This window comes from Pseudarthrobacter enclensis (assembly GCF_001457025.1).
GTDB lineage: Bacteria > Actinomycetota > Actinomycetes > Actinomycetales > Micrococcaceae > Arthrobacter > Arthrobacter enclensis.
The window spans coordinates 642,172-662,735 of sequence record NZ_KQ758599.1 but is presented as its reverse complement, the minus strand read 5'-3'; the positions used below and the strand labels follow the sequence as shown (position 1 = coordinate 662,735).

The 20,564-nt window shown below is 65.9% G+C and carries 17 protein-coding genes; 4 read left to right on the top strand and 13 right to left on the bottom strand.

Annotated elements, in window-relative coordinates; genetic code table 11:
* Positions 1-16: 16 nt before the first annotated feature.
* Entirely contained in the window at positions 17-628 is a 612-nt protein-coding gene (locus AS031_RS03030; RefSeq protein WP_058266626.1) for a hypothetical protein, read from the bottom strand.
* A 103-nt stretch (positions 629-731) separates the two neighbouring features.
* On the bottom strand, positions 732-1,337 hold the full coding sequence (locus tag AS031_RS03025) for a TetR/AcrR family transcriptional regulator (RefSeq protein ID WP_058266625.1): 606 nt from the start codon (positions 1,335-1,337) through the stop codon (positions 732-734).
* A 116-nt stretch (positions 1,338-1,453) separates the two neighbouring features.
* On the opposite strand from AS031_RS03025, the gene galE reads away from it, so the two are divergent.
* Positions 1,454-2,467 carry a UDP-glucose 4-epimerase GalE gene (gene galE / locus AS031_RS03020; RefSeq protein WP_058266624.1) on the top strand — a complete coding sequence of 338 codons (1,014 nt, stop codon included), beginning with the start codon at positions 1,454-1,456 and terminating at the stop codon, positions 2,465-2,467.
* A gap of 91 nt (positions 2,468-2,558) precedes the next feature.
* On the opposite strand, the gene AS031_RS03015 is transcribed toward galE, so the two are convergent.
* From AS031_RS03015 to fdxA, 3 genes are all read right to left on the bottom strand, one after another.
* Complete coding sequence (locus AS031_RS03015) at positions 2,559-3,845, bottom strand: citrate synthase (protein WP_058266623.1); 1,287 nt, start codon at positions 3,843-3,845, stop codon at positions 2,559-2,561.
* A gap of 226 nt (positions 3,846-4,071) precedes the next feature.
* Positions 4,072-5,226, bottom strand: coding sequence for a succinyldiaminopimelate transaminase (gene dapC / locus AS031_RS03010; RefSeq protein ID WP_058266622.1), 1,155 nt, complete (start codon positions 5,224-5,226; stop codon positions 4,072-4,074).
* Positions 5,227-5,239: 13 nt separating this feature from the next.
* Positions 5,240-5,566 (bottom strand): ferredoxin, encoded by a 327-nt coding sequence (gene fdxA, locus AS031_RS03005; RefSeq protein ID WP_009356972.1) that lies wholly within the window; start codon positions 5,564-5,566, stop codon positions 5,240-5,242.
* Positions 5,567-5,702: 136 nt separating this feature from the next.
* Between fdxA and AS031_RS03000 the strand changes: the two genes are divergently transcribed.
* Complete coding sequence (locus AS031_RS03000) at positions 5,703-5,942, top strand: putative acetyltransferase (RefSeq protein ID WP_074446911.1); 240 nt, start codon at positions 5,703-5,705, stop codon at positions 5,940-5,942.
* A gap of 48 nt (positions 5,943-5,990) precedes the next feature.
* Here AS031_RS03000 and AS031_RS19750 read toward each other — a convergent pair whose 3' ends face one another.
* Positions 5,991-6,800, bottom strand: a complete 810-nt coding sequence (locus AS031_RS19750; protein WP_141688738.1) for a hypothetical protein — start codon at positions 6,798-6,800, stop codon at positions 5,991-5,993.
* Between the two features lie 194 nt (positions 6,801-6,994).
* Entirely contained in the window at positions 6,995-8,923 is a 1,929-nt protein-coding gene (gene typA / locus AS031_RS02990; RefSeq protein WP_058266620.1) for a translational GTPase TypA, read from the bottom strand.
* 392 nt (positions 8,924-9,315) lie between these two features.
* On the opposite strand from typA, the gene AS031_RS02985 reads away from it, so the two are divergent.
* A complete protein-coding gene (locus tag AS031_RS02985) occupies positions 9,316-10,116 on the top strand; it encodes an SGNH/GDSL hydrolase family protein (protein WP_228379551.1) in 801 nt (266 codons plus the stop codon).
* A 53-nt stretch (positions 10,117-10,169) separates the two neighbouring features.
* Here the strand turns inward: AS031_RS02985 and AS031_RS02980 are convergent, their stop codons facing one another.
* From AS031_RS02980 to AS031_RS02955, 6 genes are all read right to left on the bottom strand, one after another.
* Positions 10,170-11,876 (bottom strand): dipeptide ABC transporter ATP-binding protein, encoded by a 1,707-nt coding sequence (locus tag AS031_RS02980; protein WP_058266618.1) that lies wholly within the window; start codon positions 11,874-11,876, stop codon positions 10,170-10,172.
* An 11-nt stretch (positions 11,877-11,887) separates the two neighbouring features.
* Positions 11,888-12,832, bottom strand: a complete 945-nt coding sequence (locus AS031_RS02975) for an ABC transporter permease (RefSeq protein ID WP_058266617.1) — start codon at positions 12,830-12,832, stop codon at positions 11,888-11,890.
* Positions 12,822-13,751: an ABC transporter permease gene (locus AS031_RS02970; protein WP_058266616.1), complete on the bottom strand. Its 930-nt coding sequence runs from the start codon at positions 13,749-13,751 to the stop codon at positions 12,822-12,824. Before AS031_RS02970 ends, AS031_RS02975 begins: the two co-directional genes overlap by 11 nt.
* A gap of 123 nt (positions 13,752-13,874) precedes the next feature.
* Positions 13,875-15,560 (bottom strand): peptide ABC transporter substrate-binding protein, encoded by a 1,686-nt coding sequence (locus tag AS031_RS02965; protein WP_058266615.1) that lies wholly within the window; start codon positions 15,558-15,560, stop codon positions 13,875-13,877.
* A gap of 286 nt (positions 15,561-15,846) precedes the next feature.
* Positions 15,847-17,610 (bottom strand): ABC transporter family substrate-binding protein, encoded by a 1,764-nt coding sequence (locus AS031_RS02960; RefSeq protein ID WP_058266614.1) that lies wholly within the window; start codon positions 17,608-17,610, stop codon positions 15,847-15,849.
* A 115-nt stretch (positions 17,611-17,725) separates the two neighbouring features.
* Positions 17,726-19,336 carry a cryptochrome/photolyase family protein gene (locus tag AS031_RS02955; RefSeq protein WP_058266613.1) on the bottom strand — a complete coding sequence of 537 codons (1,611 nt, stop codon included), beginning with the start codon at positions 19,334-19,336 and terminating at the stop codon, positions 17,726-17,728.
* A gap of 131 nt (positions 19,337-19,467) precedes the next feature.
* On the opposite strand from AS031_RS02955, the gene AS031_RS02950 reads away from it, so the two are divergent.
* Positions 19,468-20,514 (top strand): LLM class flavin-dependent oxidoreductase, encoded by a 1,047-nt coding sequence (locus AS031_RS02950; RefSeq protein ID WP_058266612.1) that lies wholly within the window; start codon positions 19,468-19,470, stop codon positions 20,512-20,514.
* Positions 20,515-20,564 lie beyond the last annotated feature (50 nt).

Below are 20,564 nucleotides of genomic sequence, written 5' to 3'. Positions count from 1 at the left end.
CGGGCCTGCGCGGCACTCAGACCAGGATTTCCACCACGGGCTGCACGTAGCTGCGGAACAGATCGGGTTCACCCATCAGCTGCTGGCTCATGATGATCTTGTCCGGTTCCAGGTACCAGGCCCTGTGTTCGTTGAGCGGCAGTTCAATGATGGTCAGGGTGAAGTCGCGGGAGTCACGGCCCACTTCCATCAGGCGGTCGTCCACCATGTCAGTCAGCAGGTGGTCCACGCCGTTGGCCACGCGTTCTGCCTCCAGCTCGGCATATTCGCTCCGGCGTTCCCGCGCCCAGGTCAACGCGGAACCGAAGTGCGCCTGGAGCACGCGCTGGAGCGCCGGCGAATTCCCGAATGCTTCAAAGTCCGGTGGCGTCAGTTCGGGCGAGGTGTGCGGGTACGCCTTGACCAGCTGGGACCACCAGGCCTCCCATTCGGTCTTCAAAGCACCCAGTCCGCCGACGTCTGCGGTGAGGTGGCTGTGGTCCGCGGGACGCACCTTGGGCTTGGCGTGTGAGAGGACGGGATGGCCCGCACCGTCCAGCCCCGCTGTATCGCGGACATACAGCGCAATCATCATGGGCCCGGAGGTGTCCGTGGTGATCTGCCACCGTGAACCGCTTGCCTGCTGCATCCGAAGTCCTTCCTGGCGTACTCCCCTGCCGGAGCGGCCTGCCCCGTCCGCCAGGCGCCCCGCTTCACAGTCTATTCCCGCTGACCGCACAGGTTAACGCCCGTCAGCGTCCCAGTCCGTCAAGGTGGCGTTCCAGCACGCCGGTGCACATGTCCGCCGTCATCCACGCCGGCTGGAGCAGCGCGTGCATGCACAGGCCGTCAAGGGTGGCCAGGAGGCGCTCGGCTTCGAGCACCAGGGTCTCCTGTGGTTCTTCCGGCATCAGGGCCGCCACCACGCGGCCGGCGGCGGCGGCCACCTGTCGGTGGCTGCGGTCCGCCTCGGCCGAAAGGAACGGCCGGATCCGGGCGGCATTCCTGAACGCCATCCAGGCGCAGGCTTCCACTGCCCGTTCCTCGTCCAGCGGCAGCACTCCTCCCAGCAGGGTTAAAACGGCCGCCCGCCGGGCCGGGCTCCCCGGGGCGGCTGCTTCAACGGCCGGGAGGGAGTCCTCCATCCGGGCGGCAATGCGGTCCACCACGCTGGCGAAGGTAAACGTGAGCAGTTCCTCGCTGCCGGCGAAGTAGTGCCTGACGGACCCGACGGCGAGCCCGGCTTCGTCCGCCACTTCCCGCAGCGAGGCCCGCTCCAGGCCGTCGACGGCGATGATCCGGAGGACGGCATCAACAACTTCGCGGCGGCGGGCATCCGGGTCAACAATTTTGGGCACTCCCATTATTTAGCACAGCTGTGCTCATACCTCTACCTCCCAACCGCAGCATGGCGGGCTTGCCCGGCATCCGGAATGCGGCGGCAGGTCCGGTCCCGGTGGGATAGCGTTGAGGCATGAAAATTCTGGTTACGGGGGGCACCGGCTACATCGGTTCCCATACTGTCCTTTCCCTGCAGGAAGCCGGCCATGATGTGGTCGTCATCGACAACCTGGTCAATTCCAGCGAGGAGTCCCTGCGCCGCGTGGCTGAGCTCAGCGGGAAGGCAGCCGAGTTCCACAAGGTGGACCTGGTTGATGAAGCCGCCGTGGAGGAAGTGTTCGCCGGCGCGTCGATCGACGCCGTCATCCACTTCGCCGGGCTGAAAGCCGTTGGCGAATCGGTCCGCGAGCCGCTGAAGTATTACTACAACAACCTGGTGGGCACGCTGAACCTGATCCGCGTCATGGACCGCCATGATGTGCGTTCCATCGTCTTCAGTTCCTCGGCCACCGTGTACGGCGAGCACAACCCGATCCCCTATGTGGAAAAGATGGAAATCGGGGCCAACAACCCCTACGGGCGCACCAAGGAGCAGATTGAGGACATCCTCTCCGACCTCGGGAACGCCGATCCCCGGTGGCACATAGCACTCCTGCGCTACTTCAACCCGGTGGGCGCACACCCGTCGGGCCGCATCGGTGAGGATCCGCAGGGCATTCCCAACAACCTTGTCCCGTTCATCGCGCAGGTGGCTGTGGGCCGCCGCGAGAAACTAATGGTCTTCGGCGGCGATTACGACACCCCGGACGGCACCTGCCTGCGTGACTACATCCACGTGGAGGACCTGGCCGGCGGGCACGTCGCGGCACTGGACTACGTTGCGGGCCGTGCCGGAGTGTTCCGGTGGAATCTCGGCTCCGGAAAGGGCTCTTCCGTCCTGGAGGTCCTGCGCTCCTTCGAAAAGGCCGTGGGCAAGCCCATCCCGTACGAGATCACCGAACGCCGCGCCGGCGACCTGCCCGCTTTCTGGGCCGATGCCGCGTCGGCGCTGGCCGACCTTGGCTGGTCCACCACCAAGACGGTGGACCAGATGTGCGAGGACCACTGGCGCTGGCAGAAGAACAACCCGCAGGGCTACTCTTCCTGACCCCGGCCACCCCGGCGATTAAAGCGGAACGGCCGCCCACCGGTGAAGGTGGGCGGCCGTCGTCGTAATGCTTGTCGCTTGACTCCGCGGTTTAGCGGGCGGGGTAATCCCGTTCCGGCTCGCCGATGTACAGCTGGCGCGGGCGGCCGATCTTGGTGTTGGGGTCGCTGATCATTTCGCGCCACTGGGCAATCCAGCCCGGGAGGCGGCCGATGGCGAACAGCACGGTGAACATCTTTTCCGGGAAGCCCATGGCCTTGTAGATCAGGCCGGTGTAGAAGTCCACGTTCGGGTAGAGCTTGCGCTGGATGAAGTAGTCATCATTCAGTGCCTTCTCTTCCAGGCGGAGGGCGATGTCCAGCAGTTCGTCGTTGCCGCCGAGCTTGCTGAGGATCTCGTGGGCCGTGGCCTTGACGATCTTGGCGCGCGGATCGTAGTTCTTGTAGACGCGGTGCCCGAAGCCCATGAGGCGGACGCCGTCTTCCTTGTTCTTGACCTTCTCCATGTAGTCCTCGGGCTTGAGGCCCTCTGCCTGGATCTGGCGCAGCATCTTCAGCACGGCCTCGTTGGCACCGCCGTGGGCTGGACCGAACAGGGCGTTGATGCCGGCCGAGACGGAGGCGAAGAGGTTGGCGTTGGAGGAGCCCACCAGGCGCACCGTGGAGGTGGAGCAGTTCTGCTCGTGGTCCGCGTGCAGGATCAGCAGCAGGTCCAGCGCCTTGACGATGACCGGGTCGAGCTCGTACTGCTCGGCGGGAAGGCCGAAGCTGAGGCGCAGGAAGTTCTCCACCAGGTTCATGGAGTTGTCCGGGTACAGCATGGGCTGGCCAATGGACTTCTTGTGCGCGTACGCGGCGATGACCGGCAGCTTGGCCATCAGGCGGATGGTGGAAACCTCCACCTGCTCGGCGTTGAACGGGTCCAGCGAGTCCTGGTAGAACGTGGACAGCGCGGACACGGCGGAGGACAGCACCGGCATGGGGTGCGCGTCGCGCGGGAAACCGCCGAAGAAGCCCTTGAGCTCCTCGTGGAGCAGGGTGTGGCGGCGGATCTTCTGGTCGAACTCGTCCAGCTCGGTGGGCGTGGGCAGGTTGCCGTAGATCAGCAGGTAGGACACCTCAAGGAAGCTGGAGTGCTGCGCCAGCTGCTCGATGGGGTACCCGCGGTAGCGCAGGATGCCCGCATCACCGTCGATGTAGGTGATTGCCGAGGTGGTTGCTGCAGTGTTCATGAAGCCGGGGTCGAACGTCACGGCTCCGGTCTGCTTCAGCAGCTTGGAGACGTCGTAACCTTCGTTCCCTTCAACAACCTGGATGCGCGGGAGCTTCAGCTCGCCACCTGCATGGAGCAGGGTCGCAGCATTGTTGGTCTCAGTCATGGAGTCCCCTTCATGAGGCGCCTTTGGCCTCTGTCGAAAGCTTGATCCAACATCAGGTGAGCCGCGCACTGCACCTGAGGAGACAGGTTCCAACACCCGGGCTGCCTTCTTGTAGAAAGCCACCATTGATCAGTTAAAAAGTTACCGCTCCTTGGCGGGTGTCACTAATCCGCGCCGGTCCCAAAGGGCCTAAAATGCCCCCGATGTGGTGCGAGTCACACGTTTGTTACCGGCCCTGCACGCCGGTGAGCCTGGCGACGGCCGCGTCGATCCGCTCGTCCGTTCCGGTAAGGGCGACACGGATGTACCCGTTCCCCGCCTCACCGTAGAAGACGCCGGGACCCACCACGATGCCGCGGTCGGCGAGGCGCGCCACGGTGTCCCAGGTGTCCTCCCGCGCCGTCGACCACAGGTACAGGCCGGCGTCGGAGTCCTTGATTTCCAGGCCGAAGTCCAGCAGCGCCGGCACCAGCCGCTCCCTGCGGCCCCGGTACAGGTCCTTCTGCACCTCCACGTGGGCGTCATCGCCGAGCGCCACCCGCATGGCTTCCTGGATCGGGTAGGGCACGATCATTCCGGCGTGCTTGCGGCTGTTGACCAGGTTGGGCATCAGGTCCGGGTCGCCGGCGACGAACGCAGCACGGTAGCCGGCGACGTTCGACTGCTTGCTCAGCGAGTAGACGGCCAGCAGTCCCTGGTGCGATCCGCGGGCCACACGCGGGTCCAGGATGCTGGGAACGGGCTGGCCGCCGCGCTGGACGTCCCACGCTCCCCAGCCCAGCTCCGCGTAGCACTCGTCCGATGCCACGACGGCGCCGAGCTCCCGCGCCTGGTCCACCAACTCCTTGAGCGACGCCGCGTCCCGGACGCTGCCGGTGGGATTGCCCGGTGAATTGACCCAGATGAGCCGTACGCGCGAGCGGGTGGCGTCGTCGAGTTCGTCCAGGTTGTCCGTGGCCACGGAGGTGACACCGGCGAGCGTTGCGCCGATGTCGTACGTCGGGTAGGCCACCTTGGGGCGGACGACGACGTCGCCCGGCTTCAGTCCGAGGAGCAGCGGCAGCCAGGCCACCAGTTCCTTCGAGCCCACCGTTGGCATGATGTTGCGGGGGTCCAGGCCGGGGACGCCGCGGCGGCGGGCGAACCAGCCGGCAATGGCTTCCCGAAGCGCCGGCGTACCGTGCACCGTGGGGTAGCCGGGGGCGTCAGCAGCCGCCTTCAGGGCGTCCTGGATCAACGCCGGCGTGGGGTCCACGGGCGTACCGATGGAAAGGTTGACGGCCCCGTCCGGGTGCTCGGAGGCTTTCGCCAGGTACGGCGCCATGGCCTCCCACGGGTAGTCGGGCAGGTCCAGGCCAAACGAATTCACTGCTGCGGTCACTGTGCCCGTCCGGTCAGTGGTCTTGGTTCTGCGGGGGCAGCGCTGCAATCATCGGGTGGTCCTTGCCGGTGTTGCCGATCTTTGCCGCTCCGCCCGGCGAGCCGAGGTCGTCGAAGAACTCCACGTTGGCCTTGTAGTAGTCGGCCCACTCGTCCGGGGTGTCATCCTCGTAGTAGATGGCTTCCACCGGGCATACGGGTTCGCAGGCGCCGCAATCGACGCACTCGTCCGGATGGATGTACAGCGAACGCTCACCCTCATAGATGCAGTCAACCGGGCATTCTTCAATGCACGCCTTGTCCTTAACATCCACACACGGCTGCGCGATTACGTACGTCACGTCCCTGGCCTCTCCACGTTGGGTCCGGCGTCCCGCCGGATAATGCATCCGGCGGCTCTGGCCGGACTCTTGACATCTGAGCCTATTATCTCCCAGCCCTTTCCCGCGAACCTAGCCGGGCGCCTAGTATGAAGTGGTGAGTCTGCCCGCCCCTTCCCCCGCCGGTTTTCTTGCCTCCGCCCCTGCGGGAACACGCGTGGTGGTGCGTTACCGGATCGACGGCGGCCTGACCGATGCCCTGGGACACCTGGTCTCCTGCGACGCCCGCGACTGTACTGTCCGGACGCGGCAGGCCGACGTCGTGATCGCGCTGGACGCCGTCGTCGCCGCCAAGGAAGTCCCACCGGCACCCGAGCGGCGCCGCCCGCGCCCCTAGCGCACCTGTGACTGCGCAGGGGCTGTCCCTGCGCAATGAACCCAGTCCTCATTGCGCAGCGCGGTACGTGGCCAGTGCTTGCTGCACCATCCGCACGAACACCTGCGGCTCACCCTGCAGCATCTCAAAGGTCACCCGCAGCGTCGGAACGCCTCGGACGACCGTCACGTTCCAACGACGGCGGTCCTCGCGGTACGCCGCGCGGCTGCTGTGAAAGGCGTAACCGTCCGCCTCAATGCCCAGCAGGTTATCGACCAGGAGGTCAAGGTGGCCCATGCCGGGAACGTTGGCCTGCACTTCAACCATTAGCCCTGCCTCCTCCAGGAGGTAGCGCGCCATGGTCTCGATAATGGATCCCGATTGCGGGCGGACGCTTGCTACCAGCCCGCGGATTGCCTTCTCCCGTGGTGCCGGGAAGCGTTCCCGCAGGGCAGGCAGCTGCACCAGGCCCTTCTTGACCGCTGATTCGGCAATGACCAGCCCCTCCAGTGGCGGCAAGCAGCGCAGCGACTGGCACACAATGTCCAGGTGCGTCAGTGGAAGGCTGCTTCGGTGCACTACGCAGCCCGGGATGGCCCGTCCATGCCGGGCAGCCAGATGTGGCAGATCCGGGCTTTTGACCACCCACAACCCTGCCGCCAAAGCAGCCGTGGCGCACCCGGGCACGGCGTAATGGCGGGCAGCGTGGAGGAGCAGCGGATCGGCGTCGGGCAGTGCATAGACTCCACGCGCAATCCGCTGGACAGCGCCAAGGAGCACGGCATTCTCAACATTCCGGCGGGATACGCCCGCTCCCCTGAGGGCCGCGGCGCTGCCCACCCCGCCCATCAAGCCAAGCGCATCGGTAACGGTTCTCATGACTGCATGGTGCCCGCTGGGAATCCCGGGCACACCGGCCAAGGGTGCCTATGTGGACAACTGCCCGCAGTGAACACCTGGTTCACCGCGCAGGGACTGTCCCTGCGCAGTGATGGCGGGGGTGAGTGCGCAGCCCGGGACAAAGAAAGCCACCGGCGATATGCCGGTGGCTTTCTGAGGGTACTGCGCGGATATCAGGCCTTGGCGCGGGCGCGGTTGGCCTTGGCCCGCTCGTTCGTGTCCAGGATGACCTTGCGGATGCGGATGGACTCAGGGGTGACCTCGACGCACTCGTCCTCGCGGGCGAATTCCAGCGACTCTTCGAGGGTGAGTTCGCGCGGCGGCGTCAGGTTCTCGAAGCTGTCGGAGGAAGCGGCACGCATGTTGGTGAGCTTCTTTTCCTTCGTGATGTTCACGTCCATGTCGTCGGCGCGGGAGTTCTCGCCCACGATCATGCCTTCGTAGACCTCGGCGGTGGGCTTGACGAAGAAGGAGCCGCGTTCCTGCAGGTTGATCATGGCGAACGGGGTCACCACACCGGCGCGGTCGGCAACCATCGAACCGTTGGTGCGGTATTCGATGGGGCCGGCCCACGGCTCGTAGCCCTCGGAGATGGAAGCGGCGATGCCGGCACCGCGCGTTTCGGTGAGGAACTTGGTCCGGAAGCCGATGAGGCCACGGGCGGGAACGATGAACTCCATGCGGACCCAGCCGGTGCCGTGGTTGGCCATGTTGGTCATCCGGCCCTTGCGGGCGGCCATCAGCTGGGTCACGGCGCCCAGGTACTCCTCGGGAACGTCGATGGTCATGTGCTCCATCGGCTCGTGGATCTTGCCGTCGACGGTCTTGGTCACCACCTGCGGCTTGCCCACGGTCAGCTCGAAGCCTTCACGGCGCATCTGCTCAACGAGGATGGCCAGTGCCAGTTCGCCACGGCCCTGGACTTCCCAGGCATCCGGACGCTCGGTGGGGAGCACCTTGATGGAGACGTTGCCGATCAGTTCCTTGTCCAGGCGGTCCTTCACCTGGCGCGCGGTGACCTTGGCGCCCTTGACCTTGCCGGCCAGCGGGGAGGTGTTGATACCGATGGTCATGGAGATCGCGGGGTCGTCCACCGTGATCAGCGGCAGCGGCTGCGGGTTCTCGACGTCGGTCAGGGTCTCACCAATGGTGATCTCTTCAATACCGGCGACGGCGACAATCTCGCCCGGGCCTGCAGAGTCGGCCGGAACGCGCTCCAGGGCCTTGGTGGCCAGCAGTTCGGTGATCTTGACGGTCTTCAGCTCCCCGTTCTGGCGGGCCCAGGCAACCTGCTGGCCCTTGCGAAGGGTGCCGTTGTAGATGCGCAGCAGTGCGAGACGGCCCAGGAACGGGGAGGCGTCCAGGTTGGTGACGTGCGCCTGCAGGACACCTTCCGGGTTGTACGTGGGTGCCGGGATGTGCTCGATGATCGTCTTGAACAGCGGCTCAAGGTCCTCGTTGTCCGGGGCGGTGCCGTTGGCCGGCTGCTCGAGGGACGCGCGGCCAACCTTGGCTGCAGCGTAGACGACCGGCACTTCCAGGACCTTGTCCAGGTCCAGGTCGGGGACGTCGTCGGCAAGGTCGGAGGCCAGGCCGAGGAGCAGGTCCATGGACTCGTGCACGACCTCGTCGATGCGGGCGTCGGGGCGGTCGGTCTTGTTGACCAGGAGGATGACCGGCAGGTGTGCGGCGAGGGCCTTGCGCAGCACGAAGCGGGTCTGGGGCAGCGGTCCCTCGGAGGAGTCAACGAGCAGGACGACGCCGTCCACCATGGACAGGCCGCGTTCCACCTCGCCGCCGAAGTCGGCGTGGCCGGGGGTGTCGATCACGTTGATGGTGATGGTCTCGCCGTTGGAGGACGGACCGTTGTAGGCAACGGTGGTGTTCTTGGCCAGGATGGTGATGCCCTTTTCACGCTCAAGGTCACCGGAGTCCATGACGCGGTCTTCCACCTCGCCGTGCGAGGCAAAGGAGTTGGTCTGCTTGAGCATGGCGTCGACCAGGGTGGTCTTGCCGTGGTCAACGTGGGCCACGATCGCGACGTTGCGGAGGTCGCTGCGCGAGGCAGTGGCAACCGCGGTGTTGGTGGTGGTTTCAGACATGCGTAAAGACTCGATTCCGTGGGTCAGCTGTAGTCATCGCGACATTTCCAACCGAAACGCACGACAGATCAGGCCCTTAACACAGGGCTCCTTCCCCAAGTCTAACCGCAGAGGCAAGTGATGGCCTAAAAACCAGCGGCCGGCCGCCGGTTTGCACGCCTCGGCCGGGCCGCCGCGGCGCAGACTTTGAAAGTGGTCACAGTCGCTGGATAAATACCGGGAAATGCCCCATTATTGCTGGTGATGAGCAGCGAGCACTCCGAAAACCCAGCATGCGTCCCGCATCCGCTTTAGCGCGGATTGCGGCATTAGGCGTGGCCGCCGGCCTTGTCCTGGCGGCTCCGGGCCAACCGGTTCAGATGCCGGAGGCAGAAACACCTCCCCCCGCGGTCATGCCCGAGGAGATTCCCCCCACGCTGCTTCGCGCCGCGTCCACGGGACAGCCGGTGGCAGACCCCTACCCGTCCCTTGCCGACCTTTCCGGTGTCCTCTCGCGGCCGGCGATGGTTCCCGGGGAGATCTACCGTAACCCCGCGGTGGGCCGGAACGAGGTGGTGGTGCCGGACGTCAGCAGGACAGCCGTGCTGATCGGCGATTCGCAGTCGGTGCCCCTGGACAGCTGGCCCCGGCGGGCACTGTCCGCCCTCGGCTACAACGTGCACTTCTGCGGGTATGGCGGAACCGGCTACACGGCGGCCAACGGCAAGGTGGGCAACTACATCGACGCCCTGGAACGCGGCGACTGGCTGCTGCCGGTGGGGACGCCCGGACTGGTGGTGGTTGAAGGCGGCGGAAATGACGCGGCCCGCGGCGCCTCGGACGCCCTGATCACGGCCAACGCCAACCGGCTCCTGAACGCCCTCAAGGCCCGCTACCCCACCACCAGGATCGTCATGGTGGGAACCCTCGCCCGCGGTGCCGGCAACGGCGGAGGACGCCGTAGCGAGGTGGACAGCCTGCTCGCAGGCATCGCCGCCAAGCAGCGCATCACCTTCATCAGCGCGGGTGACTGGCTCACCAGGTACAACCTGGCCCAGCATCTGGCGGATTCCGTCCACATGGACGGCGAAGGCCGCACGGCACTCAGCGCGGTACTGGAACGGCGGTTCCGGGAATCCGGTGTCCCCAACGCTGCACCAAAGCCCGCCGCCGCCCCCGAGCCGGAGGCACCTGCCGGCAGCAAAAAGGGCTGAAGCCCCGCTCCGGAGAGAGCGGGGCTTCAGCCTGGCAATGTACGACGGCGGGCTTACGCCACTTCCGGGGGAAGCATCAGCTTGGCCCCGGGGATGGCGTTCAGCAGTGCCTTGGTGTACTCCTGCTGCGGTGATTCGAAGACCTCGTCGGTGGTCCCCGTCTCCACGAGCCGGCCCTTCTCCATCACGCAGACGTGGTCCGCGATCTGCCGCACGACGGCGAGGTCATGCGTGATGAAGAGGTAGGTCAGCCCCAGGTTTGACTGCAGCTCCGCCAACAGGTTGAGCACCTGTGCCTGGACCAGCACGTCCAGGGCGGACACCGCCTCGTCACAGATGATGACCTCAGGGTCCAGGGCGAGGGCCCGGGCGATGGCCACGCGCTGCCGCTGGCCGCCGGAGAGCTCGTTCGGGTACCGCTGCATGGCGGACTGCGGCAGGGCGACCTGGTCCAGCAGTTCGCGCACTTTCTTTTGCCGGCTGGCCGAATCACCGATCCTGTGGACCCGCAGGGGTTCCTCGATGGTGCGGTAGATGTTGTACATCGGGTCCAGGGAACCGTAGGGGTCCTGGAAGATCGGCTGTACCCGCCGCCGGAATTTGAACAGATCCTGGGCCTTGAGCAGGGAGGTGTCCACGCCGTCGAACAGGATCCTGCCTTCGGTGGGCTTCTCGAGCTGAAGCACCATCTTGGCCACCGTGGACTTGCCGGAACCGGACTCCCCCACGATCGCCGTCGTGGTCCCGCGCCGGACGTCGAAACTTACGCCGTCCACTGCAGCGAAGTCGGTCGCCTTTCCCAGTCCCTGCCGGAGCTTGTAGACCTTCCGCAGGTCCTGGATCTGCAGGACGTTGTCCGCGGCGGCCGCTTCCGCAGCCGGCGCCAGCAGGTCCGTGGTGTCCACGCCCTGTTCCTTGGCAGCCTGGATTCGCCGGCTGGCCAGGGACGGGGCAGACTCCACCAGCCGCCGGGTGTACGGGTGCTGGGGGTTGCGGAGCAGTTCCAGCGAGGGACCGGCCTCCACCACGCGGCCCTGGTACATCACCACGACCTTGTCGGCGCGTTCGGCGGCAAGGCCCAGGTCGTGGGTGATCAGCAGTACCGACGTGCCCAACTCGGTGGTCATGGTGTCCAGGTGGTCCAGGATCTGCCGCTGGACCGTCACGTCCAGGGCGGACGTGGGCTCGTCGGCGATCAGCAGGCGCGGCTGGCACGACAGTCCGATGGCGATCAGTGCACGCTGGCGCATGCCGCCGGAGAACTCGTGCGGGTACTGGTTGGCACGCCGCTTGGCGTCCGGCAGGCCGGCCTCGGACAGCACTTTGGCGATGTCCTCCGGTCCGCTCGGGCGGCCGTTGGCGCGCAGGGTTTCACGCACCTGGTAGCCGATCTTCCACACCGGGTTCAGATTGGACATGGGGTCCTGGGGCACCATGCCGATGGTGTTCCCACGCAGTTCGATCATCCGCTGCTCGCTGGCGTGGGCGATGTCTTCGCCGTCCAGCAGGATCTGCCCGCCGGAAACGCGTCCGTTGTTGGGCAGCAGGCCAATGGCCGCCAAGGCAGTGGTGGATTTGCCGGACCCTGATTCGCCCACGATCGCCACGGTCTCGCCCGGCATGATGGTCAGGTGTGCGTTGCGGACCGCCTGGACCTCGCCGCCGCCGGTCTTGAAGGTGATGGCGAGGTCGCGGATTTCCAGGAGCGGCTTGTTGCCGTTCGCGTTGGCCTCGTCGATGCGGACGTCTGGGGTTGTCATCTCTTGATCTCTCATCGCTGGCGGCTCTTCGGGTCGAGGGCGTCGCGGACGGCGTCGCCCAGCATGATGAAGCTCAGCACCGTGATGGACAGGGCAGCCGCGGGGAACAGCAGGATCTCCGGCCGGGTCCGGATGGACGCCTGCGCGCCTGCGATGTCGTTGCCCCAGGACATGATGCTCTGCGGCAGGCCGATGCCCAAGAAGGACAGCGTTGCCTCGGCCACGATGAACACACCCAGTTCCAGGGTGGCCAGCACGATGATCGGTGCCAGCGCGTTGGGCAGCACGTGCCGGACCAGCGCCTTGAACCTGGACACACCGAGGGCCTGCGCCGCTGTCACGAAGTCGGCGTTGCGGACTTCGATGACGGCTCCGCGGGTAATGCGTGCCATCTGCGGCCAGGCCAGGAGGGATATGACGAACACCACCGTCCACACGCTCTTGTTCTCGCGGAACAGCGGCAGCTGGGTGATCACCAGGGCGCCGAGGATGAGCGGGAGGGCGAAGAAGATGTCACCCAGGCGGGCCAGGACGGCGTCGATCCAGCCGCCGTAGTATCCGGCGAGGGCACCGAGTGTCACGCCGATCACCAGGACACACAGCACCGAGAGGATGCCGACGGACAGCGATGCCTGCGTTCCATGGATGACGCGGGAGTAGATGTCGCAGCCCTGGAAGGTGAAGCCGAACGGGTGCCCTGGAGCCGGGCCGCCCTCCGAGTTGGACAGCTCGCACCCGTCATTCGGCGGGGTGGAGGTGAACAGCCCCGGGAACAGGGCGATCACGATCAGGGCCAGGATCAGCAGCGCCGAGATGATGAACAGCGGCCGGCGGCGGAGCTTGCGCCACGCGTCGGACCACAGGCTCAGCGGGGCCTGGTCAGTCTTGACCGCGTCCGTCGCCTGCAGCGGGGTTTCATCAATGGGTGCCACATAGTGGGTGTTGTTACTGGTCATAGCGGATCCTCGGGTCAAGCCAGGCGTACAGGAGATCAACGAGCAGGTTGGACACCACGAACACCAGCACCAGGACGCTGACGATGGAGACGATGGTGGGGCCCTCACTGCGAAGGACTGCCTGGTACAGCTTGTTGCCCACGCCCGGGACGTTGAAGATGCCTTCGGTCACGATGGCACCACCCATCAGGCCGCCGAGGTTGGCGCCGAGGTAGGTGACCACGGGGATGAGCGAGTTGCGCAGGATGTGTGCCAGGACCACCCGCGGTCGGGACAGCCCCTTGGCGGTGGCCGTCCGGACGTAGTCGGCATTCATGTTCTCGCTGACCGACGCGCGGGTCAGCCGGAGCACGTACGCGAAGGACACGAGGCCAAGCACGACGGCGGGCAGCAGCAGGCTGCCCCAATCCGCGTTGGCGCCGACGGTTGGCTTGGCCCAGCCCAGTTGGACGCCAAAGACCAGCTGGAAGACGAAGCCCAGGACGAAGGTGGGGACTGCGATGACCACCAGGGAGGCAACGAGGACGGTGGAGTCGAACCAGCCGCCGCGGCGAAGGCCGGCGAAGACGCCGAATGCGACGCCGAAGATTGCCTGGATCGCCAGCGCCTCGATGGCCAGCATCGCCGTCACCGGGAAGACGCGAGCCAGGCTGGCTGCGATGGGCTGGCCGGTGAAATCGTTGCCGAGGTTGAAGGTGAAGAGGTTTTTCAGGAACAGCCCGTACTGGACCCAGAAGGGTTCATCAAGGTGGTACTGGCTGCGAAGGGTGTCGATGACCGCCTGCGGTGGCTGGCGGTCGCCGAAGAGTGCCGCGATGGGATCGCCCGGAAGGGCGAACACCATGTAGTACACGAGGAGCGTGGTGCCGATGAAGACAGGGATCACCTGGAGGAGCCGGCGAAGGATAAAGCGGACCACGGTATCACCAGCCTTCCGGGGAGGAAGCGAACAGGTTCATGCATACCTTCCTGCCGTGCAAGCCAATGGGGGCCCGGCCGGGACCGGACCCCCATCTAGCCTGACGGCAAGTTAGATCAAGGACTACTTAGCCGTGATGTTGTAGTAGAGAATGCTGCCGTTCCAGCCGGTTTCGGCCTTGACGACGTTGTTGCTCCACACGATCGGACGAGCCTGGTCCCACAGCGGCAGGCCGGGCAGATCCTCGAACAGAACTTCCTGTGCCTGGTTGAACTTGGCGTTGGCGTCATCGGTGGACGTGGCGGCCAGGCCCTCCTTGAGGAGCTTGTCGAACTCGGGGTTCGTGTACTTCTCGTAGTTGGAGGAGGCGTTGGTTCCCCAGACCGGGCCGAGGAAGTTGTACAGCGAAGGGTAGTCACCCTGCCAGCCGGCGCGGGTCAGGCCGGGCAGCTGCTGGGACTTGCGCAGGTTCAGGACTTCGGCGAACTTGGCGAAGGGCTGGATTTCAGCCTGGATGCCGAGGTTGTTCTTGAAGCCGTTGGCTACGGCGTCGATCCATTCCTTGTTGCCGCCATCGGTGTTGGAGGCAATCTGGAGCGGCTTGGAGTCGTCGTACGGCTGGATCTTGTTGGCCTGCTCCCACAGGTCCTTGGCCTTGGCGGCGTCGAACTTCAGGATTTCGCTGCCCTTGAGGCCGTCCTTGAAGCCGTCGATGACCGGCGGAACAAAAGCCTTGGCGGGTGTGCGGGTGCCGTTGAAGACAACCTTGGCGATTTCCTCGCGGTTGATGGCGTAGGAGAGGGCCTGGCGGCGCAGCTTGCCGGCTTCACCCTGGAAGTTCGGGTTGTACGGCGGGATGTTCAGCGTGGAGTTGGTGGCAACAGGCTTGGTGGCGTTGCGGTCCTGGAAATCCGTCTCATAGGTCTTCAGGGCGTTGGACGGCAGGACGTCGGTGATGTCCAGGTTATCCGACTGCAGGTCCGTGTATGCCGGGCCCGGATCGGTGTAGAACTTGAAGGTCACGCCACCGTTCTTGGCTTCGCGCGGGCCGCTGTAGTCCGCGTTCTTGACCAGGGAGATGGACTGGTCGTGAACCCAAGCGCCTTCCTTTTCGAACTTGTACGGGCCGTTGCCTACGGGGTTCTCGCCGAAGGCCTTCGGGTCTGCCAGGGCAGCGGAGGGAAGCGGGAAGAATGCGGAGTAGCCAAGGCGCAGCGACCAGTCAGCCTCAGGCTGGGCCAGCTTCACCGTGATGGTGGAGTTGTCCGGGGCAGCCAGGCCTGACATGGTCTCGGCAGTCGGAGCAGGCGTGGTGGTGGTCTTGCCGTCAGCGGTCTTCTCGGAGTTGACCGCCGATACCTCTTCGTAGCCGGCGATGGACTCAAAGAAGAAGCCGTTGTTCTGCAGGTTCTTCGAGTTGGCGGCGTAGTTCCAGGAATCAACGAACGTCTTGGCCGTGATTTCCTCGCCGTTGGTGAACTTCTGGCCCTGCTTGACCTTGATGGTCCAGTTCTGGGCGTCGGGGGAATCGATGGACTCAGCCAGGGCGTTCACCGGCTTGCCGTCGGCGTCGTAGGTCCGCAGGCCTTCGAAGAGGAGTTCGACGACGCGGCCGCCGTACACCTCATTGGTGTTGGCCGGCAGCAACGGGTTCTGTGGTTCGTTGCTGTAGGCCGTGATGACCTTGTTGGGATCGCCGGCAGCATCGCTGGACCCCTCCGTGGTGCCGCCTCCAGCGCCGCACCCGGTCAGAGCAAGCGCAGCGATTGCCACGATGCCCAATGCTTTGGAAGTGCGCGTGAAACGCATTCCGCCTCCTATGAGTTGTGGGAGATAACGAGGGGAATCTTGTGCTTCCCCGCAGGCAGAACACAGGTTTTTCACTGTGATCTGGCCTACATATACGAGTAGCCTAACCGCACGAAGTCCAGATACTGGTACTCCGTTGCCAAACCGTGACCGGGGCGCTCGGGGCGCGTTAACCGGTTAACGGACGTTGTGCAAGTCACATGCTACTCGGCGGTAGCCCACATCAGCGAATCGAGGTGTGGCAGCGGTCACCGAGCTGCCCGCCAGCCCCGCGGAATGCCTGCAGCTACTGCGCCAGCCGCCATTCGGAGACATCCCACCAAACGCCGAGCGGTCCCGGGCTGGGTTTCACCCCGGCCACCCTGGGATTAACGGCGATGGCGCCGACGGTCTGGTAGAGCGGCAGTCCGTAGGCCTTGCTCCAGATCCGCTTGTCGATCCCGGCCAGCAACTCGTCCTGTTTGCCCAGGTCAGTGGTGGTTGAGAGTTGTTCCATGGCTTTGTCCGCGTCGCCGTCGGAAAAGCCGTTGAAGTTGCTTCCGGCCCCTGTGCGGAAGATCTGCGGGACGCGTCCCACCCCTGCCCCCGTGCCGATCCAGCCCAGGAGCGCGGCGTCGTACCCCGCTCCGCCCAGCGACTTGGCCCAGTCGGCGCTGCCCTGCCCCGCGTCCACTACACGGAAACCGGCCCGCTGCGCCGAGTCCCGGATCAAGGCGAACGCCTCGGCCCGGTTGGGGTTGTCGCGGTTGAACAGAATGCGGACGGTGGGCGTTGCCCCGTCCAGCAGTTTCCTGGCACCGTCGATGTCCACCTCGGCATAGTCGGCCGACCCATTGTTCTTCACGGTGTCCGCATACTTGGGCTGACCGGGGAGGAACACCTGGGATTCCAGGGGCTTGGAGTCCGGGACCAGGTCCCCGACGACGGCATCCACGATGTCCTGGCGCGGCACCGTCTTGAGGAAGGCCTTCCGCACGTCCTCGCTGGCGAAGGGACCGGAAAAGTTGAGGTCGAGGTGGTCGTAGCCCGACTGGCTGTACTGCTCCACTGTGGTGCCCTGCTGGGCCAGTCCGGCGAAGAGGCCCGCTGCTTCGGCGGAGGGCTGCGGCGAGATGATGTCCGCCTGGCCGTTCCGGAGGGCGTCGACGGCGGCGGACAGGTTGCCGGTGAACCGGACGTTGATCTCGTCGAGCCAGGGTTCGGTCCCCCAGGCATAGTCCCGGTTCCTGACGAGTTTCATGGACGTCCCGGGAACAATGTCCCTCACGATGTACGGTCCGCTTGAAAGAAACAAGGAAGGATCATCCGGCAGGCCCGTGGTGTCGAACCCGTTGTTCCAGAAATCCGCGACCTTTTTCAGCCCGGCGTTCGCCGCGGGCTTTTCGGGGTTGCCCTTGGCTGAGCCCTTGATCAGGTCCACCAGGTCTTCCTCGTCGGCGAGGCCGGCCTTTGCCGCCACCACATGTGCCGGCAGGCCGACGTCGAAGGCCGTCTGCCAGTCGGCATAGGGAACCGAGTACTCCAGGGTGATGGACCGGCCGTCGTCCCCCAGATCGGGCAAGCCGGTGGCGGCAAGCCCGCTGGTGTCCGACGCGGCGGAAAAGTATCTGGTGCCGGTCCCGGCCGCGGGGTTGGCGTCGTCGAAGTACCCTGACCCGGCCGCCCAGCTCAGGAGGAGGTCCCCGGCGTCGATGGGTGCGCCGTCGGACCACCTGACGCCCTCGTTGACCGTGTAGCGGACCTTGAGCGGGTCGTCTGAGACCTTTTCGTAGCGGCCGAACTTGTCGTTGCGGACTACCACCGATTTATCGTCCAGCGAGAAGAACCCCGAGTGGGTGGCGGCGCCGATCTTGGTGTTGATGTCCGTATTGCCGTCGGTGCTGAACGGGTTGAACGACGAGAAGGCGTTGACCTCCGCCACCGTGGCGCTGCCGCCGCGCTTGGCGTCTCCTGCCACCACCGGCGCGGTGCCGCCGGACGAACAGCCGGCCACTGCCGCTGCCGTCACCATTGCCGCTGCGATGTACTGCATCAGGCGCCTGACTGGCATGCCTCCGCCTCCTTGTGTTGTCCATCCCGGGGAAAGGGGACCTGGAGTCGCCAGGATCGCGCCCTACATAGTCAGGATACTTTGGTGTTGGTGCACGGGGGCGGAAGCGGACGGACTACGCCCCGGTTCCGGGCTGCACCAGGCGGCTGCCGCCGTCGGGATGCAGCAGCGCCTGTGCCCTGCGCAGGTGTCCGTCCCTGACTTTGGGGTCCATGGAATCCAGTAGCGAGACAATCATCCGGGAGCGCGGGTTCTGTGCGAAAACCTGGCGGTTGTCGCTGATGAAGCTCCAGTACAGCCCGTCCCAGTCGGCGGCCCACTCCCCTGGCGGCAGGTCCGACATCTTTCGGATGTAGTTGCTGCCGGAGGCGTAGGGCTTGGTGGTGATGCCGGCGCCGGACGCGAACTGGCTCATGGCATAGACGTTGGGGACCATGACCCAGTCGTACGCGTCAACAAACAGTTCCATGAACCACTCGTAGACAGCGTCCGGATGGATCCGCAGCAACGACATGGCATTGCCGAGGACCATCAGCCGCTCGATGTGGTGGCAGTAGCCGGTGGCCAGGACCCGGGAAATCACCATGTCCACCGGGGCCAGGCCGGTGGTGCCATCCCACCACCCGGCACCCGGTTCGTTCCGGTGGTTGAGCAGGTTCCCGGTGCGCATGCGGCGGCCGTGGACGCGGTAGGTGGCCCGCATGTACTCCCGCCAGCCGATCAGCTGCCGCACGAAGCCCTCCAGGGAGGCCAACGGGGTTTCCTCCCCTGCGCCGTCCAGGACGGCGGCCAGGACCTCCCGCGGGTCCAGCAGGCCGATGTTCAGGGCCGGGGTGAGCAGTCCGTGGTGGATGAAGGGATGGGCAGCCGAGATGGCGTCCTCGTAGGGGCCAAACCCTGCCAGCCGCTCCCGGACGAACTCCTTTAGGTGTGTGCGGGCTTCTGCCGCGTCCGTGGGCCACGCAAAGGCCTGCGGGTCTCCCGGCGCCTCCGGGAATTCCTCCGCCACCCAGGCGATGGCCCGTTCCACATCCACGGGCCGGGTGGTTGATGTCCCCGCTTCCTGGTCCCCGGCGCTGCCCGGGCTACGCGCCAGGGTGAACAGCTCGCCCTGGCCACTGTCGGGCCCAGCCCGGAAGCGGCTGACCGGAGGCGGCACGTACCCCTTGGGCAGCTTCTTCCTGTTCTCGGCGTCGAAGGACCATTTGCCGCCGACGGGATGGCCGTTGTGCACCAGGACGTCCAGCCGGCGCCGCTGCCAGACGTAGAAGTCCTGCATCCGCGCCGGGTTGTTGCCGAACCAGTCCGCTATGCTGCGGCGGTCGGTGAGGAAGTTGGGCGTCTCCAGGACGTCCCCGGCGCGCATCCTGTAGCCGCCGGCGTCGAGGGCGGCGGACAGGTCCTGCTCGAGCCAGTCGTCGACGACGTCGAAGCAGGTGACCCGGCGGGGCCGCCGGCTGCGGATGAGTTCCTCCAGTTGAAGCCGCGACGTCCGGTCCGCGGTGCTCGCCAGGACCGTCACGTCATGGCCGGCACCGCGCAGGCGCCTGGCAAACCGGGCCATGGAGGCACGGTGCAGGACCAGCTTGTGGGCGTGGAAGGCGTACTGCCGGAAGAGCAGGTCGTGCTCGATCAGCACGAAGTCCATGTCCTGGGGAACGTCGTGAAGCTGCTGCTCGAAGAGCTGGTGCGGGAGGACGAGGCGGAGGTGCCGGCCGGCGGTCATTCCCCCACCTTAGGCGTGAACTTGTCCGGACAGCCGTGCCGGGTGTGGTGTCGCAATCGGTAACGTCGTCCCGCCCCGCCTGACCGGGGGTCCTATCCTGTAGACCAGCCATCCTGCGACCGAAGGACACCATGCCTGCTGCTCCTGCCCCGCTCCGCAAGTTGGGGTTCCTGACGATCGGCCTGTTTGACCCGGAAGCCCCTGCCGCGGGCCACGAATCCACCCTGCAGGTCATTCAACTGGGGGAACGCCTGGGCTTTGACAGCGCCTGGCTCCGCCACCGCCACCTGCAGTTCGGCATCTCCTCCCCCGTCGCAGTCATGGCGGCCGCCAGCCAGCGCACCTCGCGGATCGAACTGGGCACCGCGGTGACACCGCTGGGCTGGGAAAACCCGCTGCGCCTTGCCGAGGACCTGGCCACCGTGGACCTGCTGGCCGGTGGCCGCATCAATCCCGGCGTCAGCGTGGGTGAACCGATGACTTTTGACACGGTCCGGCACGAGCTTTACCCGGACTCCGCCGATGTGGAGGACTTCAGCCATGCGCGGGCAGAGAGGTTTGCCCGGCTGGTGTCCGGCGAACCGGTCCGGGAGTTTTCCGGGAAACAGGGCGTGGTCGAAGAGTTCTCCAACCGCGTGGAACCTCATTCGCCGGGCCTGCGGGAGCGTCTCTGGTACGGCGCGGCCAGCAAGAAATCGGCGGTCTGGGCCGGGAGCCACGGCTTCAACCTGCTCTCCAGCAGCGTGGTCTTTCCGGAGCCCGGCGAGGAACCTGATTTTGCCCGGATCCAGCAGGCGCAGATCCGCGCCTACCGGGACGCGGCGGCTGCGGCGGGGCAGCCGTCCGGACGGACCAGGGTGTCACAGGGCCTGGTGGTCATCCCCACCGATTCGGCCACGCCGGCGCAGCGGGAAAAGTACCAACGGTACGTGGATGAGCGGACACCGCGCACCGCCGCGCCGCAGGGACCCAGGCGGATGCTGTTCGCCAGGGACCTGATCGGCACGAGCGAGCAGATCGCGGGGCAGCTCTACGCGCACGCGGGCTTCCAGGAGGTCGAGGAAGTGGCGTTCGCCCTGCCCTTCAGCTTCGACCACGACGACTATGTCCAGATCCTCACGGACATCGCCACGAAACTTGGCCCGGCCCTCGGCTGGTCCCCCGCAGCGGCGGGCTGACCCGGGCACGGCAAAGGGTGCGGACGGTCCCGCAGGACCGGTCCGCACCC